The following is an 18183-nucleotide window of genomic DNA, read 5'->3' on the forward strand; positions in this document are numbered from 1 at the left end:
GAGCCTCACAGCGGGATTGTGTCGTGCTTTTTCCAGTGGGTCTGCACCTGCTTGTTTCGCAGTGAAGCAAATGCCCTTGCGATACGACGGCGCGACGAATGCGGCATGATCACATCGTCGATAAAGCCACGCTCTGCCGCGATAAACGGGTTGGCGAACCGTTCCTCGTATTCCCGGGTGCGGGCTGCGATCTTGTCCGGATCGTCAAGCTCCGACCTATACAGGATCTCGGTCGCACCTTTAGCGCCCATCACGGCGATCTCAGCCGTCGGCCAGGCATAGTTGATATCGGCGCCGATATGTTTGGACGCCATCACGTCATACGCGCCCCCATATGCCTTGCGGGTTATCAGCGTCACCATCGGCACGGTGGCCTGCGAATAGGCAAACAGCAGCTTTGCGCCGTGCTTGATGACGCCGCCATATTCCTGCGCCGTGCCCGGAAGGAAGCCCGGCACATCGACCAGCGTCAGCAGCGGAATGGAAAACGCATCGCAGAACCGCACGAACCGCGCCGCCTTGCGCGACGAATCGATATCGAGGCAGCCGGCCAGCACCATCGGCTGGTTGGCAACGACGCCGATCGTCTGTCCTTCCATGCGAATGAAACCGGTGATGATGTTTTTCGCAAAGGCTTCCTGGATCTCGAAGAAGTCGCCTTCATCGGCAAGTGCCGTGATCAGTTCCTTCATGTCATAGGGCTTGGCCGCGCTATCTGGGATCAGCGTATCGAGCCGCATCTCCAGCCGCGACGGGTCGTCATGGACAGGGCGAACCGGGGGCTTCTGGCGATTGTTGAGAGGCAGAAAGTCGAACAGCTGCCTGACCGCTTCCAGCGCTTCCACGTCGTTTTCGAATGCGGCATCCGCGACCGAGGATTTCTGGGTATGGGTCGTGGCGCCCCCCAGTTCTTCGGCTGTCACGATCTCGTTCGTCACGGTCTTCACCACGTCCGGGCCCGTCACGAACATATAGGACGTGTCGCGCACCATGAAGATGAAGTCGGTCATGGCAGGCGAATAGACGGCGCCGCCGGCGCATGGTCCCATGATCACCGAGATCTGCGGGATGACGCCGGAAACCTCGGCATTGCGGCGAAACACTTCCGCATAGCCGCCGAGCGAGGCGACGCCTTCCTGGATGCGAGCACCGCCGGAATCGTTGAGGCCTATGACCGGAGCTCCGACCTTTACCGCCATATCCATGATCTTGCAGATCTTCTGGGCATGGGTCTCGGACAGAGACCCGCCGAGCACGGTAAAATCCTGGCTGAAGACATAGACCTGGCGCCCGTTGATGGTGCCCCAGCCGGTCACGACACCGTCGCCGGCCACCTTCTGGGTCTCCATGCCGAAATCCGTGCAGCGATGGGTGACATACATGTCGAACTCCTCGAAGGAGCCCTCGTCCAGCAGGACCTCTATCCGCTCGCGCGCCGTCAGCTTGCCCTTCGCGTGCTGGGCGTCGATCCGTCTTTGGCCCCCTCCGAGACGCGCCTCAGCCCTGCGTTGTTCCAGCTGTTCGATTATCTGCAGCATGCGTTGTCGTCTCCCATGCCCTCGTCCCCGTGCCCCAGCTAAGGCTGATGCGACAGCGGCGCGCCTTATGCCTTCGCGATCAAAGATGAAGCTGCGGCTTCGTCTAGAACTATTGCTAACCGCTTGCCGGAGATGACGCCAGCCCCTCCGATAGGCTGACGTCCGCATCCATTTCAAGTTCCCCCGCCCTCGCGGAAGCGGACAATCTGGCAGCTCAGCGAAGCATATATCGCCGCCAGGGATGCTCTTCGCGGAAGCCTAAAACTTCGCGGGCCTTGCGGTTCGAGAGCGGCGCTTCATCCCGACCCATCTCGCGCCAGACCGGCGTATCCGGACAATATTTTGCGAGGAATTCGGCGGTTGGGAGCTCGGCGGTGATCGTGTCGTTGACTGCGTTGAAGACCTGATAGCCAAGCCCGTCTTTCTCCACGCAGAGATGGACGATCTGACCAAGGTCGCGCGCGTCGATGTAGCTCCACGCATTACGTTTTCGCGACATCGGCTGTTCAAGAAAATCTGCGAAATTGTCGTATTCGTCAGGCTCGATCACATTTCCGATGCGCAGAGCATAGACGTCGGCCCCGTAGCGCATGGCAAAAGCGCGAGCGGTCTTTTCGTTGACGACTTTCGACAATCCGTAGCTGTCCATCGGATCGCTGTCGTAATCTTCTTCCAGCGGAAACGCGTGGAAATTCTTGTCACCTTCGGCAAAGCAGACGCCGTAGGTCGTCTCGCTTGAAGCAATCACGACTTTGCGTACGCCGAGCTTCATGGCGGCTTCCAGCACGTTATAGGTGCCCATGACATTGGCTTCGAATGTTTTGTTATCAGGCTCGATCAGCACGCGTGGAACCGCTGCGAAATGGACGACCGCATCGGGTGCTGATGGCGGTGCGCCGTCTTCGAAGCCGGAGAACCCGAAATGCGTCGTCAACGCATTGAAGACCTGGCCGCTGTCGGTGATATCCGTGATCAGCGTATTCACGCCGGTCATATCGAGCGGTTTCAGATCGACATTCAGGACCGAGTATCCCTTCGCCAGAAGATACGATACCGCATGCTTGCCGGCTTTTCCGGTGCCGCCAGTGAAAACGATCCGCTTTGTCATGTTTCTGTTCCCTTCCCGTATGTGAGCCATAACCGCCATGCCGGGCGGTTATGGTAGTCCGCGGCAACGTGATCGTCACGCCCCTCCGCGCAGCCTTACGTCGCAGCCGGCCAATCGTTGGCGGGTTCCTCGACAACAGCCTTGTCGCTGGCGCGATCAGGCTCATCGGTTTTCGGAAGCCGCAGATCGACCCCTGTCTTTGCTACGACATCGAGCACATCGCTCTGGGATGCTCCAGCTGCAACGTATTCGTCGACGAGTGCCTCAACCTTCTGGCGAAGTTCGTTTGTCCAATGGCCTTCCATCACTCAGCTCCTTTTTTAAGATCGTCTAACAACTCTATCCATACAGGTGCATGGTCGCTCGTGTGGGCCCAGCCCCGAACATGCTTGTCGACCTCGGCTCGCGAGAGGTCGTCTGCGAGACCTGGGCTCAACAGGAAATGGTCGAGGCGAAGTCCTGCGTTTCGCCCATACGCATTCCGGATGTAGTCCCAGAAGGTGTAGATGCGCTCGTCGGCATGTAACCTGCGAATGGCATCCGTCCAGCCCTGCGCGAGAAGCTCCCTGAATTCATTGCGAACTTCGGCCCGGAACAACGCATCATCTGCCCATCGCTCAGGCTTATAGACGTCGAGTTCGGTCGGTATGATGTTGTAATCACCCGCGATGACGACCGGAACGTCTAATTCTATCAGCTCGGCGGCATAGTCCTGCAGTCGCGAAAGCCACGCGAGCTTGTAATCGAATTTCGGGCCGGGTGAAGGATTACCATTCGGAAGATAGACGTTGCCGATGAGGATACCGTCCACTAGGGCTTCGATATAGCGGCTTTGGACATCGTCAGGATCGCCAGGGAGGCCCTTTCGAGTCAGCAGCGGCTCTTCGCCGCGCGCTAGAATCGCCACGCCATTCCAGGATTTCTGCCCGTGCCACACGGCGCCGTAACCGGCTGCTTCAATGGCTTTGATGGGAAACTTTTGATCAGGCGCTTTGAGCTCCTGCAGACACACGACATCAGGCTGCGATTCCTCCAGCCACTGGAGGAGGATATCGATCCGCCCGTTGATGCCGTTGACGTTGTAGCTGGCTATTTTCACGCGAATTGTACCCGAGTGCTACTATCGAGTTCGCGGCCCAGCCAAAATTTGCGGTGCTGCGTGTTGGTTTTGACAAAGCACAAGTTGACAGATCGATGCCGCCTTGCGGAGTCGCCGGCAGTTGCCCGGCATAGAGAAAGGGCGGCCATGAAGACCGCCCTTTCAGAATATGGATCAGATCGGAGTGTTGGTGCGGTAGCGACCGCGCTCGGCATCGATCTGGTCCTGTGTGTAAGGATCAGCGTTGTCGTCGAACTGCGACCAGCCATCATTGGTGTAGGCTGTACGACGCTCGTTGAGATCGACAGAACGCGAACGGGTCAGGATCGCTTCAGAAGCCACTGCCTTGTCGTCATCGACCTTGGCGACGACCAGCGAACCGCCGCGGCGTACGCCTTCGGCATAAAGGTGGGCGTCCTTCTCCGACACACCGGATTCGATCATTGCACCGACGATACCGCCTGCTGCGCCACCGGCCACTGCGCCAGCGACAGCACCGGCTGCCGTTGCTGCAAGCCAGCCAGCTGCTACAACCGGGCCAACGCCTGGAATTGCGAGCATTCCGAGACCGGCCAGAAGACCACCGGCGCCACCAGCGACGGCACCGATGCCAGCGCCTGTGCCCGCGCCTTCAGCAGCGTTGCTGCCCTGGCCTTCGATATCTTCTTTGCCGTTCTTGTGCGACACGATGCTGATGTCGTCGGATGACACGCCAGCATCTTCGAGAGCCTTCACCGCGGCGCGGGCGTCATCGTAGCTGTCGTAAAGTCCAGTAATGGTACGCATGGGAATTTCCTCTTCGTATTCGTTATTGTTGTTGGGACGATCAGGCTTACTTCGCCATCACCACATTGCCCTGGAAGTCCAGCGCCACGTTGCCGTGCTTGCCGTCCTTGGTACCCATGGCGCGCCAGATGCCCTGGTCGTCCAGCTTGAGACCGGAGACTTCCGCGTAACCGGCTTCTTCGATTCTCGATTTTGCCTGCGCCTCTGTGAAGCTGTTCTTGCCAGCAACCGGTGCGGCCGGATTTGTTTCGCCGGAGGTGCTCACCGCTGGTGTCGTCTCGGTCGTCTTAGGCTCTGTCTGAGCCAGAACGGCGGATGCCGAAAGAAGGACTGCAGCGAGGCCAAAGCTAAGTTTTTTCATGGTGTTCCTCCAAGTTCTGCATTCACTTTCGAATGCGCGGAGGACAACCCGCGGAGCCGGATTTTGTTCCGTTGAGATTAGGCACGGCGGATCAACCAAGGACGCGCATCCGCGTTCACCCACGATACGAACACGGTTGGTCCCGATCTCACCAGTTGGTGAAAGAGCCGTCATCGCGGCGCAGGTGCGGCGGCTCGCTGTATTCGAAGCTCGACGCCTGAAGAAGCGATTCATTGACATCGACACCGAGACCCGGCTCGTCCGGCACGCGGTAGAAGGCTCCATCCATCCCGATCTGTTTCGGGTAGGTTGCGGGGTCACCGAAACCCAGCTGCTCTGTCGGTGAGTTGCGGCATTCCAGCCAAGCGAAGTTGGCGACGGCTGCGGCAAGGTGGACGGAGGCCGCCGTGCATACGGCGCCAAGCGGCGCATGCGGCATGAGGTCGACGTAATGCGCCTCGCACCAACCGGCAATCTTCATCGCTTCGGTGAAACCGCCGACATTGCAGATGTCGATGCGGCAGAACTGCAGGAGGTCACGTTCGACATAGGGAAGGAATTGCCATTTCGACGAAAACTCCTCGCCGATAGCAAACGGTATCTCCGTCATTCTGCGCAGTGCTCCGTAGGCACCGGGCGTCTCGTCGCGGATCGGTTCCTCGATGAAATCCAGAGTGCCCCGCGGCAGCTTTTGACAGAACGAGGCGGCCTCGGCGACGCTGAGGCGATGATGGTACTCGACGCCAAGCGTTATCTCATGACCCACGGCCTCGCGCACCCGCGTGACCCACTCGGCCGTCGTCGCGATCGACTCGCGCGGTTCGAAACGATCGCTATTTTCCTGGCCGGTGGCGATCATCCGGATGCACCGCCATCCCTGGTCTTTCAAAAGCAGCGCCTGCTCCACCATCTCTGGTCCCGGTTCGGCAGAGGTTGTCGCGAAGGCCGGCACCCGGTCGCGCTGCCGGCCTCCGAGCAACTGGTAGACGGGCACTCCGAGAGCCTTGCCCTTGATATCGTGAAAGGCGATGTCGAGGGCAGAGATCGCCGCCGTCAACACCCGGCCGCCCTCAAAATACTGGCTTCGATACATCTCCTGCCACAGCGCGCCGCAATGCATCGGATCGCGACCCATCAGAAACCGGCTGTAGTGATCGATCGCCCCGAGAACCGCCTTCTCTCGATATGACAGGCCCGACTCGCCCCAACCATAAATCCCCTCCTCCGTTTCCACCTTGAGAAGCAGTTGGTTGCGAACACCGAGTTTGGTGACATAGGGCTTTATCGCCGAGATTTTCATGAGAGCCGAGCCATGCTTGTCGGAGATCGGGTGGACTGAGCGTCAGGCAACCATCAGCGCGCCGCCCAGTTTGCACCACGTCTGAAGATCGTCTTCATCTGCGGCACGTCGAATTCCTTCGCCACATGGCCAAGCGACGAATAGAAGACGCGCCCTTTGCCGTATTTGCGCTTCCAGACGACAGGCATGACAACGCCGTCGATCCAGTAGGCGTGATCGCCATTGAACGTGGTCGTCGCAAGCACCTCGTTCGAAGGGTCCACGTGCATGTAGTATTGCTCGGACGTGTATGGGAAATCACTGATGCCCTGCATCAACTCGTCGTCCGGGCGGGTCACATTGACGGTGTAGTCGATGATGTTGCCGGGGTGGGCCACCCACTGGCCGCCAATGATGAACTGGTATTCGACGCATTCGCGAAACGCGTCACCGGCGCCACCGTGGTAACCGGCGATGCCGACGCCGTTTTCGACGGCAGACGCGAGGTTTTTCGCCTCTTCCTTCTCGATCTTCGACATGGTCATGATCGGCACAATCAGGGACAGGTCGTGAATGGAAGGATCTGCAAACGCTTCCGTCGTGTTTTCAAGATAGACCTTGAAACCATCTTCCTGAAGAATGTCCCTTATGACATGAGCGCATTCCTGCGGTTCATGCCCGCTCCAGCCACCCCATACGATCAAAGCTTCGCGCATATCAGTCTCCTCCAGTGTGGTGTCAGCGGGCGATCTGCCCGTCTATCAAGGATTGCGAAAGCGGTGCCGGCCGCTCGGGCTTGGTAGTGATGTCAACGGTCTGCCCTGTGTCTGCCGCGGTGCCGAAGGCTTCCATGACCTCAAGGACATGCAGAGCCAGGTCGCCGCTTGCCCGATGCGGGCGGTCGGACAGGATGGCATGAGCCATGTCCGCAACGCCGAGCGACCGGTAATTGCCATCCGCATAGGGTTCCGTCGTCGGCTGCAGCTCGAAGCTGCCGCCTTTCTTCAGCAGCTGAATGTCGCCGCCGAAGTGGTTCGGATCGGGGACAATCAGCGTTCCCTCGGCACCGTAGACCTCGAGCGGCACATGCTTGTGACCCGCGACGTCGAAGCTCATGCTGATCTGCACCACGGCTCCGTTTTCAAACGCCATGACGCTCGAAACATGCGTGGGAATATGCACCGGGATCTTCTGGCCGTTGCGAGGTTCGCTGGTGATCGTGCGCTCGTTGCGCGGAGTGACCGCAAAGCCCGCGACTTTGGCAACCGGACCCAGAAGGTTGACGAGGTCGGTGATGTAGTAAGGCCCCATATCGAGCATCGGGCCGCCGCCGGCCTCATAGTAGAAATCCGGGTTTGGATGCCAACGTTCGTGGCCGGGGCACATGAAGGTGGCGGTTCCGCCAACCGGCGTTCCCAGCACGCCCGTATCGATGATCGACCGCGCCGTCTGGTGCGAGCCGCCGAGGAACGTATCGGGTGCCGCGCCGATCCGAAGACCAGTCGTCTTCGCGGTCTCTGCCAGCTTCTTGCCTTCCGCAAAGGTAATCCCGAGCGGCTTTTCGGAATAGGTATGCTTGCCATGAGCAAGGGCGCGAAGACCGACCTCCACATGCGCCTTGGGCACGGTGAGGTTGACGATCAGCTGGATCTCCGGATCGCCGAGCAACTCATCGATGCTCTTGGCCGAAAGGTTGAATTCTCCGGCGCGCTGCTCCGCCAGACCGTGATTGAGGTCGGCGATGCCGCGGATGTCGAGGACCGGGAAAGACGCCATCGCTTTCAGATAGGCTGACGATATGTTGCCGCATCCGATGATGCCGATGCCGAGTTTTTGCATAGTCTCCTCCCAAAGTTGCAAATATGTGGTTCGCCTGCGCTAGAGGCTCGAAGCGGGACCTGTCGTTCCCCAGGGCGACTCGTAAAGCTCCCGCAGAGCGACGACCGCCGCTCCCTGCGCCCAGGCTTCATCGGTCGACTGGTCGAAAACCAGTTCGGCGACTTCGCTGATCGAGCTCGGGATCGCGCGGGAATAGGATTGCTGCAGGCTGTCGGTAAACACCGCGCCGAGCCCCAGCGTCGAGCCGACGATGATGACGCGGGGCGGACCGAACAGCGTGACGATGTTGGCAATCGCCAGCCCGACAGCTTCGCCGGCCCTAATAGCGGCGCCCGACAAGGGATTGTTCTCGGAGGCGATCAGCGCCTGCGCATGCGCCATACCGCGCCCGAGCCGCACGGCTTCGGCGAAATGCCCCACCAGCTGCTGCTCGCCGAAAATGGCTGTCTCGCCGGCAACCGCCGAAAGCCTGAGCGTCTCCTCGGATGTCGCGCCGAGCACCAGGTCGCCGAGATTATGACTGAGACCGCCAGCTCCACGGAACACCTGCCCGTTGTGAAGAAGGGCGAGCCCCAACGTCTGCTCAAGCGAGACGATGACGAAATCGTCGAGGTCCCGGGCTTGACCGAACCAGTGATGCGACAAAGCGATCGCGTGCGCATCGCTTTCGACGATGGTCGGAAGGCCGAGCCGGCTCGTCATTTCCTCGGCGAAATTGATATCCGTCTCGCGAAAGATAGGGCTGGAGCGCACCTTTCCGGTGCGATGTTCGACAACCCCTGGCAGGCCTAAGCAGACTGTGTCGATGTCGCTCAACGAAAGACCGGCATCGACGATGCACCGCCGCACGCCGTCTTCGACGAGATCGCTGATCACGCCGATCGGCAGCCTGTCGACGCGGACAGGGATGGTGAGCTGCGACAGAACCTCGCCGCAGAAATTCGTCAGCGCGAAAACGAGGCGGTTATTGGCGATCTTTGCGCCGACGACGCGTGCCGCATCCGGGTTGAGCTCCAGCATCACCCGCGGCCTGCCCCGTGCCGCCGTATTTCTGATATCGCCCTCGTGCCTCGTCAGGATCAGTCCGTCGTCGAGCAGAGAGGCAGTGATAGCCGAAACGGTCGTGGTCGACAGCTGCGAACGTTCGCTGATCTCGACCCGGGAAATCGGGCCGCGCCTGCGGATCTTGTCCAGCACCGTGAAACGATTGATCGCCCGCATCAATTCTGGATCTGCAGTCTTCATGGAAAGCCGGATGCCCGTATCGCTATGACGTTTGATTCCGATATTTATGTCGGATCGCGAATTAAATAGCGTCGACGAACTGCCTCTTGTCAAGCCAATGTGAGCAAAACTTCAGCGAGTGTGGTTGACAATGATGCAAATGTCGTTTGAATTAATCCGCATAAGGGAAAAATTGAGGATGGTTGTTTCCCTTTGGAGGAGGAAGAATGACCTATCACCACAAGGCAACGTCCTATACGGGCGTTCGGATCACTGCGCTCGCCGCAGCCACTGCACTTTCGACGCTGTTCGGGACCCATACGGCAACTGCTGCACAAACGGTCGTCAAGTGGATGCACGTCGAAACCGTACCCGCCTATATCAAGACGTGGGAAGACATCGCCAAGAAATATGAAACGCAGCATCCGGATGTCGATATCCAGCTGCAGTTTCTCGAAAACGAAGCGTTCAAGGCCAAGTTGCCGACGCTTCTGCAGTCCGACGCGGCGCCTGACTTCTTCTACAGCTGGGGTGGCGGCGTTCTTCGTCAGCAGTCCCAGACGGGCGCCCTGATGAACCTGACAGAGGCCATGAACGCAAACGGCGGCGAATGGGCCAAGACCTACAAGCCAGCCGCCGTCGCCGGCCTGACATTCGATGACAAGATCTATGCCGTCCCTTACCGCATGGGGACCGTCAGCTTCTTCTACAACAAGGAGTTGTTCGCCAAGGCAGGCGTCAAGGCCGAAGACATCAAGACCTGGGACGATTTCCTGGGAGCGGTCAAGACGTTGAAAGGTGCCGGCATTGCACCGATCGCAGGTGGCGGTGGCGATAAGTGGCCGCTGCATTTCTACTGGAGCTTCCTCGTCATGCGCAATGGCGGCGAAGCGGTGTTCGAAGCCGCCAAGAACAAGGAAGGCGAAGGCTTCATGCACCCTGCGGTGATCAAGGCCGGCGAGCAACTGGCAGAGCTCGGGAAGCTTCAGCCTTTCCAGAACGGCTATCTTGGCGCCAACTGGCCGCAGACGCTTGGTGCGTTCGGCGATGGACGGGCTGCAATGCTTCTCGGCTTTGAAAATACCGAGCCAAACCAGCGCAAGAATGCCGGCGACGGCAAGGGGCTTGCTGCCGACAACATCGGCCGCTTCGGGTTCCCGATTGTCGAAGGCGGCGCCGGCAAAGCCACCGATACGCTGGGCGGGCTGAACGGCTGGGGCGTCAGCAAGAACGCTTCGCCGGCGGCTGTCGATTTCCTTCGCTTCCTGACCAGTCAGGAGATGGAGCGGCAGATGGCCTCCGAAGGGATGATCATTCCTGCGGCTGTCGATGCCGAGGAAGGCTTGAAAAACCCGCTGATGCGGGAATCTGCCGACCAGCTCGCCGCATCCACCTGGCACCAGAACTTCTTCGACCAGGATCTCGGTCCATCGGTTGGCCGCGTCGTCAATGATGTCTCGGTCGAAATTCTCGCCGGGCAGATGACCGCCGAAGAGGGAGCGCAGGCAATCCAGGACGCGACCGAACTGGAGTAAGCCGACAAGCCGGTGGCGGCAGCGCCGTCACCGGCAACGGCACTTCTGAATTGGTGCGACAAGGATAGACCGGATGAACAACATGACCGCGAAGATCAGCGGCGCCTCCGTCATGGGTGTGCCGGAAAAGGTCCGCTACAAAAGCCCGACCGCGCGTGGCCGATTGCCGGCGCTGATCATCTTCCTGCCGCCTGCCCTGCTTCTGTTCACGCTCTTTGTGATCCTGCCCATGGGCGAAGCCGCGTGGTACAGTTTCTATCGCTGGAACGGCTACGGCACGCCGACTGAATTTGTGGGCGTTCGCAATTTCGAGGTGCTGTTCAACAACGCCGCCTTTTCGACGGCTTTGATCAACAATGGCCTGATCATCGTCGTGTCCCTGCTGCTGCAGGTGCCGCTGGCAATCTGGCTCGCTGTGATGCTCGGCAAGAAAATCAGGGGCGTCGTCGCATTCCGGCTGATCTTCTTTCTACCTTATGTTCTGGCCGACGTGGCCGCCGGTCTCATCTGGCGCTTCGTCTATGACGGTGACTATGGATTGTTTGCCGCAATCGCAGGGTTTCTCGGCGTCGCGACGCCCTATGTTCTGGCCGACAGGGATCTTGCGATCTACGCGGTGCTGGCGGTCGTCATCTGGAAATATTTCGGCTTTCACATGATGCTGTTCATCGCCGGCCTCCAGTCGATCGACAAGAGCGTCATGGAAGCGGCCGAAATCGACGGTGCCACTGGCTGGCAGAAATTCCGCTACGTCACCCTGCCCTTGCTCGGTTCGACCGTGCGCCTGTCCGTCTTCTTTGCCATCATCGGATCGCTGCAACTGTTCGACCTGATCATGCCGCTGACCGGCGGCGGTCCGTCGAACTCGACGCAGACCATGGTCACCTTTCTCTACACCTACGGCGTCACGCGCATGCAGGTCGGATTGGGAAGCGCCGTCGGCGTCGTCCTGTTCGTCATTTGTGTAACGATCGCATTCGGTTACAAAAGGATATTCATGCGCAATGACTGACACATCGTCCACAGTCCGCGTGTCCACAGCAACGCGCCTCTATGTCTATGTTTCGCTGTCGCTGGTCGCTGCCATCGTGCTCGTTCCGCTTGTGACCACGGCATTAGGCGGCTTCAAGACGCTTGGCGACCTCCGGCTCAATCCGTTCGGACTGCCCAGCGAATGGGTCTGGTCCAACTATGTCGATATCCTGTTTGGCGAGCGCTACTGGCGCCAGATGATGAACTCGCTGATCATCGCGGGTGTTACCGTGTTCCTGACACTGGTGGTCTCATCGATGGCGGCCTTCTGTTTTGCGCATATCCGCTTCTTCGGCTCAAACCAGCTGCTCAACTACTTCCTGATTGGGCTGATGTTTCCGGCAGCAACGGCAATTCTCCCGCTGTTCATCCGTATTCGCGATCTTGGCCTGCTCGACTCCTATTGGGGCGTGATCCTGCCGCAGGTCGCATTCGGGCTCGGTATGAGCATCCTTCTGTTCCGCAACTATTTCCGCAACCTGCCGGAAGAGCTGTTCCAGGCGGCCTTTGTCGATGGCTGCGGCTATATCCGCTTTTTCTGGTACATATCGCTGCCGCTATCGCGGCCGATCGTTGCCACGGTCGGCATCGTCACCTTCGTTAGCAGCTGGAACAGCTACATCCTGCCGCTGATCATGCTGAATACCGAAAGCAAATATCCGTGGCCTCTCGGCATCATGGTCTATCGCGGGGAGTTCGGCACCGACTGGCAACTGGTGCTTGCCTTTATCACGCTCACCATCCTGCCGACGATCATCGTCTTCTTCCTGGCCCAGAAACACATCATCGCAGGCCTCACCGCCGGCGCCGTAAAGTCTTGAATTGAAGGATTAGCATCATGGCATCGGTTGGCCTTACAAACGTTCGCAAGAGCTACGGCGCGCTCCAAGTGGTCCACGATATCTCGCTGTCGGTCGATGACGGCGAATTCATCGCCCTGGTTGGGCCGTCGGGCTGCGGAAAGTCGACGCTGCTGCGCATGATCGCGGGGCTTGAAGACATCAGCGACGGCGAAGTCACGATCGGCGGCACGGTGGTCAATGCCATGACGCCGCGGGAGCGCAACATCGCGATGGTCTTCCAGTCCTACGCACTCTACCCGCACATGACGGTCGGCGAGAACATGGGCTTCAACCTCAAGCTTGCCGGTGTCACCAAGCCTGACATCGCCACCCGCGTAGGAGAAGCAGCCCGCATGCTGGCGCTCGAAGATCTTCTGGACCGCAAGCCCAGCCAGCTTTCCGGCGGGCAACGGCAGCGCGTCGCGATGGGACGGGCAATCGTGCGCGATCCAGCCGTTTTTCTGTTCGACGAACCCTTGTCCAATCTCGACGCCAAACTGCGCGTGCAGATGCGCACCGAGATCAAGGCGCTGCACCAGAAGGTCGGGACGACGTCCATCTATGTGACGCATGACCAGATCGAAGCGATGACCCTTGCCGACCGGATCGTGGTCCTCAATTCCGGCCGCATCGAGCAGGTCGGCACGCCGATGGAGCTCTACCGGACACCCGCCAACCTCTTCGTCGCGGGCTTCATCGGCTCACCCGCGATGAACCTTCTCGACGGCACGATCGACGGCGAAAACGACAGGCCGGTCGTTCGTCTGGCAGAAGGATCCGCAATCGACATTTCACCGCTGCGCAAGGTGCGACACGGCCAGAGCGTCAAGCTCGGGCTCCGCCCCGAACACCTGACGGCCGGCGGCGACAATATCGGTGGAGAAACGCTGCTCGTCGAACCGACGGGCGCCCAGACGCATGTGCTGTTTGAATTTGCCGGCCAGCAGATGACCGCCATCGTCGATGGAGACTATCCCGTGCGACACGGAACGCAGTTTCGCGCCGGCATCGACAAAAACCTTGTCTACGTCTTCGACCGGGAAAGCGGCGTGAGCCTCTGACGCCAATTCAGCGCTGCACGTGATCGGGCGGGTCGTCTGCCCGCGCGGCTCATCTGCGTCACAATGTCCTCGTGGTTGCAACGCATTGCATGGGTTGCCGTAACTCATTATGACCTTGGGCTGCATGATAAGCTGATAGGCGAGATGATCCGGCGTTTTGGGCAGATTAGACAGGTAGGGTTGCGCATTCTCTGCAGCCTTGCGTTTCTGTTGCTCGGATTTGCCAATTCCCATCCGACCGCCAATGCGCGCTCGATCGAGACCATCGCGATTGCGTCCTACATCCTCCCGGACGGAAGTCTGCCTGATCTTTGCCTTCCCTCGGAAGCCGGGAAAACGCATCACCATAAAGGTGAAAGCAAGATCTCCTGCGACGCCTGCCGGCATGTGACGGCATCAATACTGCCACTGCCGACAGATACGTTGGGTGCGCCGATCCTGCGCGAGATCGTTCACGCCCATTCCGGAACCGACGAAAGCCCTCCTCGCTTCGTCCTGCTGACCGGCACCTCGGCCAGAGGGCCCCCTCTTCGTAGCTGATCAGAAAGAAAACCAATTCTGCTACGTCAAAGGCGAGTACCCATGTCGACAATCCGAGCGAAATTTCTTCTAGCGGCCGTGGCATTAATGCTGCCTGGCACCGCATCTTCCCAGCACATGCATGCACACGGGACCGGCAATATCACGATCGAATCCGCCTATTCCCGCGCCATGCTGCCGGTAGCAAAGGTCGGAGGGGGTTACCTGACGATCAACAACGCCGGCGCGGCCGATCTGCTTGTCGGAGCAAAGTCGGATCGTGCCGAAGAAGTCCAGATCCACGAGATGAAGATGACCGGCGCCGTGATGGAAATGCGGGAACTGGACAAGGGCATCCCCGTGCCGGCCAAGTCTACCGTCAAGCTGGAACCCGGTGGCTATCATCTCATGTTCACGAATGTCTCTAGACCTTTCAAGGAGGGCGAGACGCTGGCGGTCACGCTCATCTTTGAAAAGGCCGGGCCGATCGAGGTCGATTTTGCCGTCGGACCGTTTGCCGGTGCGCAAAGGCCTCACGCCGCTCATGAGGGTCACCACTGATGACGAAGAACCCGTTCATGCTGGTTGCCACAACGATCTCGGCAATCTTCATCACTGTCCTCGTCGGAATCCTCTTCTTCACGTTCAAGGATGAGCCAAGAAACACCACATTCAATACCGCATTCTCCCTGATCAACGATCGGGGAGAAGCGGTCGATCAGTCGATCTTCAAGGGCAACCCGTCACTGGTCTATTTCGGCTACACGCATTGCCCGGAAGCCTGCCCGACGACGCTTTATGAAGTTGCTGGATACCTCAAGGAACTGGGTGAAGATGGCCTGCCGATCAAAAGCTACCTGTTCACGGTCGACCCGGAGCGAGACACCCCTGACATCATGAACGGCTATGTCACGGCGTTTTCCGACCGGATCACGGGGGTGACCGGAACGCCTGAGGAGATCCGGCGGGTGGTGGCCGGATGGCGCGCATTTGCGGAAAAGAAGCCGAACAAGAGTGGTGGCTATTCCATGAGCCACACGATGGACCTGTTCCTGATCGGTGCGGATGGCAGGTTGAAGGGGCTCATTCCCTATGGCTCGGATCCCGACGCCGCCATCAGCAAGATCCGCAGCGCGCTCCTGTAGTCTCACGAGCGCGGTCATAGCTCATGGCGGCCATCGAACCAATGTAGATGCCGACAGATACGCATCGTTTCTTAAATTAAGCCATGCTAATCTATTCTTAAGCGGTCTCTGACATTGCTTTTCCGCAAGTGTGGAAAGTGCCATGATCTCTGGTCGACATATCGGTCCGGCAAATCGGAAATCTGCACCGCAGGTTTCGACAAAAAGACCCGCGTCCGCCAAGGACGGCATCTTGTCGAAGCGACGACTTTCCGAAGCCCTCTCAACCGATGCGATCTGGCCGGCATTTCAGCCGCTTGTCGATCTGCAGAGCGGTGCGATCATCGGCTTTGAGGTTCTTGCGCGTTGGACCGATTCCGAAGCAGGTGCCATCGCACCTTCAGATTTCATTCCGTTCGCCGAAACCACCAATCTGATCGGCGCTTTGACGCAAAAGATCGTCCAGGATGCCTGTCGCAAAGCTGCAAGCTGGAGGGGAGGCTTTGTCCTCGCGATCAACCTGTCGCCGACGCAGTTTCAGGACCCAGACCTCTTCCACTTTCTGGCTTCGATGATCTCGGAAACCGGGTTTCCGATGAACCGGATCCATATCGAAATGACGGAAAGCGCACTGCTCGATGACGATACAGTCGTCAGGGAAAACATTGCATCGCTCAAGTCTGCCGGAATGGGCATCTCCCTCGACGACTTCGGGACCGGCTTTGCCAGCCTGACGCGGCTTCACGCGTTCCCCTTCGACAAACTGAAGATCGACACAAGCTTCGTGCGCTCCATGCAGCATGACAGCGGCAGCCGGAAAATCGTCGCCTCGGTCATTGGGCTGGGGCAAAGCCTTGGCATGACGGTTGTTGCCGAGGGCGTTGAAACCGAAGAACAGGCAGAAATGCTGAAGCGCCTTGGTTGCGACGTTGGACAGGGGTGGCTGTTTGGCAGACCTGTCGACGGTGATGCGACAGAACGGCTTCTCGCTGTCAGCAAGCAGAAGCCACTCACGGAACGCCGCGGAACCGGCTCGCTGTTCCAGCGGGTCCATCAACTGGAAACGCTCTATGAGGCGGCACCGGTCGGTCTCTGCTTTCTCGATTCAGACTTGCGCCATGTCAGTGTAAACAATCGGTTCGCTGCAATGCTGGGATTAACGCCCGAGCAGATGATCGGGCTCACCGTTCACAGTTTCATGCCGGCACGAGAGGCGCGCCGGGTCACCAAAGATCTTCAGCGAGTCCTTGCGGGCGAGCCTTTGATTGTGGACGAATATCGTCCGCCCGGAAGTGAGAACATTCTCCTCGTGGTGAACCAGCGGGTCGATGACGACGCCGGCGAGCCGATCGGCATTTCGGTCACGGCGATCGATGTTACCGGTCACAAGTCGATGGAAAAGGCGCTGACCGAGACGGAAGACCACGCACGATGGTCGATCGAACTCAGCCCCAACATTCCCTGGTCGAGCGATGCCGAAGGCATTGTCAATTTCATGGGGCCAACGCCAGACCCGACGATGTCCAGGATGCGTGACCGGATCGCGGACTGGTACGGTCGGATGCATCCGGACGACAGTTTGCGGGTTCGACGGGAATGGCTTGGATGGCTGCCATCCGGCGACCCATTCGAAACCAGGTTTCGCATGCGTCTGCACGACGACAGCTGGCGATGGATGGTCAGTCGGGCAAAGCCTCATCGCGATGCGACCGGCAAGATCGTGAAATGGTACGGCACCATCACCGAGATCGTGCCCACGGAGGTCCCGCTGGACGGGAAAGTATCCGTGAAGGCTCCTCATGTCTGGCATGATCCGGACCAGGCTGATGTCCTGCCGACGCAACACTTGATCTCGATGCTGATGAGGATGTTTGAGTCCGCGCCCATTGCCATGGCCATCACGACGAGCGACACGAAAACCTCGAGCTACGTCAAAGTCAACGATGCCTATCTGAAGCTCACCGGCCTGAAATGGGACGAGATCAACGGAAAGAAGCTGATTTCCGAGGGTGCCGCGATCGACAATCCCGCCCGCGACAGACGGCACCGGCTATTGCGCGAGGACGGCGCCTACGAGCTCGAAGATGTTGAAATTGCGCATTCGGATGGTACGATCATCCCAACCCTGATTTCCGCGCAACGCACGATCGTCGATGGCGTTTCATTCGATGTGGAGGTCATTGTCGATGTGTCTGCCCGCGTCAGGCAGCAGCGCGCTATCGAAAGCGCTCTGAAAACCTCCGCGCAGACCGATGCCCTGTCAGGACTCCCAAACCGAGCCTGTTTCGATGAGGTTGTTGCGGGAGAGGTTGCCCGCAACCTGCTCAATGACAGAAAGCTCGCCATCGCCTACATCGATCTCAACGGCTTCAAGATCGTCAACGACAGTCTGGGGCATTCCGCAGGCGACGAAGTCCTGCGAACGATCTCGGCGAGACTTCGCGAAAGTTTCCGAGCGACGGATTTCATCGCCAGGGTCGGAGGAGACGAGTTTGCTATTCTTCTCGACATGGATCGCAAGTTTGCGGGCGATATGCAGACCCATATTCAGGAAACGATGGAAAGGGTGTTCAAGCCGATCCCCATCGATGGCCAGGTGACATTCACGGGTGCCGCGGTCGGCGTTACGTTCCTAAAGGCCGAAGACACGCCGCAAACTTATGTCAAACGCGCTGACGACTATATGTATCTGGCGAAAGCCACCGGAAAACGGGTGGCCGTCGTGTGTTTCGGTCAGGTTCTCGATCCCCCGACGACGCATAAAGTGGACCGGACGAACGGTGTTCGCGACGGCTGAAGTGTGTCGACGGCCGAACTATCGGCAGCCGATATTTCG

Annotated in this window: 18 protein-coding genes; 8 read left to right on the forward strand and 10 right to left on the reverse strand. The window is 59.0% G+C overall.

What is annotated here, in order from left to right:
• Window positions 1-5 precede the first annotated feature (5 nt).
• The 10 genes from IFT66_RS18305 to IFT66_RS18350 form a co-directional block, all read right to left on the reverse strand.
• Complete coding sequence (locus tag IFT66_RS18305) at window positions 6-1538, reverse strand: acyl-CoA carboxylase subunit beta (protein WP_192078454.1); 1533 nt, start codon at window positions 1536-1538, stop codon at window positions 6-8.
• A gap of 214 nt (window positions 1539-1752) precedes the next feature.
• Window positions 1753-2646 (reverse strand): NAD-dependent epimerase/dehydratase family protein, encoded by an 894-nt coding sequence (locus IFT66_RS18310; RefSeq protein WP_192078455.1) that lies wholly within the window; start codon window positions 2644-2646, stop codon window positions 1753-1755.
• A 95-nt stretch (window positions 2647-2741) separates the two neighbouring features.
• Window positions 2742-2951, reverse strand: a complete 210-nt coding sequence (locus IFT66_RS18315) for a hypothetical protein (RefSeq protein ID WP_113165411.1) — start codon at window positions 2949-2951, stop codon at window positions 2742-2744.
• On the reverse strand, window positions 2951-3745 hold the full coding sequence (gene xth, locus IFT66_RS18320; RefSeq protein WP_192078456.1) for an exodeoxyribonuclease III: 795 nt from the start codon (window positions 3743-3745) through the stop codon (window positions 2951-2953). Before xth ends, IFT66_RS18315 begins: the two co-directional genes overlap by 1 nt.
• 174 nt (window positions 3746-3919) lie before the next feature.
• Window positions 3920-4531, reverse strand: coding sequence for a general stress protein (locus IFT66_RS18325; RefSeq protein WP_092663077.1), 612 nt, complete (start codon window positions 4529-4531; stop codon window positions 3920-3922).
• Window positions 4532-4577: 46 nt separating this feature from the next.
• On the reverse strand, window positions 4578-4892 hold the full coding sequence (locus IFT66_RS18330) for a hypothetical protein (RefSeq protein WP_062459650.1): 315 nt from the start codon (window positions 4890-4892) through the stop codon (window positions 4578-4580).
• A gap of 148 nt (window positions 4893-5040) precedes the next feature.
• Complete coding sequence (locus IFT66_RS18335; protein WP_192078457.1) at window positions 5041-6192, reverse strand: mandelate racemase/muconate lactonizing enzyme family protein; 1152 nt, start codon at window positions 6190-6192, stop codon at window positions 5041-5043.
• A 53-nt stretch (window positions 6193-6245) separates the two neighbouring features.
• A complete protein-coding gene (locus IFT66_RS18340) occupies window positions 6246-6887 on the reverse strand; it encodes a ThuA domain-containing protein (protein ID WP_062459644.1) in 642 nt (213 codons plus the stop codon).
• 22 nt (window positions 6888-6909) lie between these two features.
• Window positions 6910-8010, reverse strand: coding sequence for a Gfo/Idh/MocA family protein (locus tag IFT66_RS18345; protein ID WP_192078458.1), 1101 nt, complete (start codon window positions 8008-8010; stop codon window positions 6910-6912).
• A gap of 39 nt (window positions 8011-8049) precedes the next feature.
• Entirely contained in the window at window positions 8050-9255 is a 1206-nt protein-coding gene (locus IFT66_RS18350) for an ROK family transcriptional regulator (protein WP_062459637.1), read from the reverse strand.
• A gap of 206 nt (window positions 9256-9461) precedes the next feature.
• Between IFT66_RS18350 and IFT66_RS18355 the strand changes: the two genes are divergently transcribed.
• From IFT66_RS18355 to IFT66_RS18390, 8 genes are all read left to right on the forward strand, one after another.
• Window positions 9462-10769: an ABC transporter substrate-binding protein gene (locus IFT66_RS18355; RefSeq protein WP_192078459.1), complete on the forward strand. Its 1308-nt coding sequence runs from the start codon at window positions 9462-9464 to the stop codon at window positions 10767-10769.
• A gap of 112 nt (window positions 10770-10881) precedes the next feature.
• Window positions 10882-11781 carry a carbohydrate ABC transporter permease gene (locus IFT66_RS18360; RefSeq protein ID WP_092663466.1) on the forward strand — a complete coding sequence of 300 codons (900 nt, stop codon included), beginning with the start codon at window positions 10882-10884 and terminating at the stop codon, window positions 11779-11781.
• On the forward strand, window positions 11774-12622 hold the full coding sequence (locus tag IFT66_RS18365; RefSeq protein WP_092663089.1) for a carbohydrate ABC transporter permease: 849 nt from the start codon (window positions 11774-11776) through the stop codon (window positions 12620-12622). Before IFT66_RS18360 ends, IFT66_RS18365 begins: the two co-directional genes overlap by 8 nt.
• 17 nt (window positions 12623-12639) lie before the next feature.
• Window positions 12640-13704: an ABC transporter ATP-binding protein gene (locus IFT66_RS18370; RefSeq protein WP_192078460.1), complete on the forward strand. Its 1065-nt coding sequence runs from the start codon at window positions 12640-12642 to the stop codon at window positions 13702-13704.
• 144 nt (window positions 13705-13848) lie between these two features.
• Window positions 13849-14244 carry a hypothetical protein gene (locus IFT66_RS18375; RefSeq protein ID WP_192078461.1) on the forward strand — a complete coding sequence of 132 codons (396 nt, stop codon included), beginning with the start codon at window positions 13849-13851 and terminating at the stop codon, window positions 14242-14244.
• A gap of 42 nt (window positions 14245-14286) precedes the next feature.
• The gene (locus tag IFT66_RS18380; RefSeq protein ID WP_192078462.1) at window positions 14287-14784 is read left to right on the forward strand and encodes a copper chaperone PCu(A)C; all 498 of its coding nucleotides are present in this window, start codon (window positions 14287-14289) and stop codon (window positions 14782-14784) included.
• Window positions 14784-15368, forward strand: a complete 585-nt coding sequence (locus tag IFT66_RS18385; RefSeq protein ID WP_244631550.1) for an SCO family protein — start codon at window positions 14784-14786, stop codon at window positions 15366-15368. Before IFT66_RS18380 ends, IFT66_RS18385 begins: the two co-directional genes overlap by 1 nt.
• A gap of 142 nt (window positions 15369-15510) precedes the next feature.
• Window positions 15511-18144, forward strand: a complete 2634-nt coding sequence (locus tag IFT66_RS18390; protein WP_192078463.1) for an EAL domain-containing protein — start codon at window positions 15511-15513, stop codon at window positions 18142-18144.
• Window positions 18145-18183: the final 39 nt, after the last annotated feature.

Source organism: Rhizobium sp. CFBP 13726 (genome assembly GCF_014841925.1).
Taxonomy (GTDB): domain Bacteria; phylum Pseudomonadota; class Alphaproteobacteria; order Rhizobiales; family Rhizobiaceae; genus Neorhizobium; species Neorhizobium soli.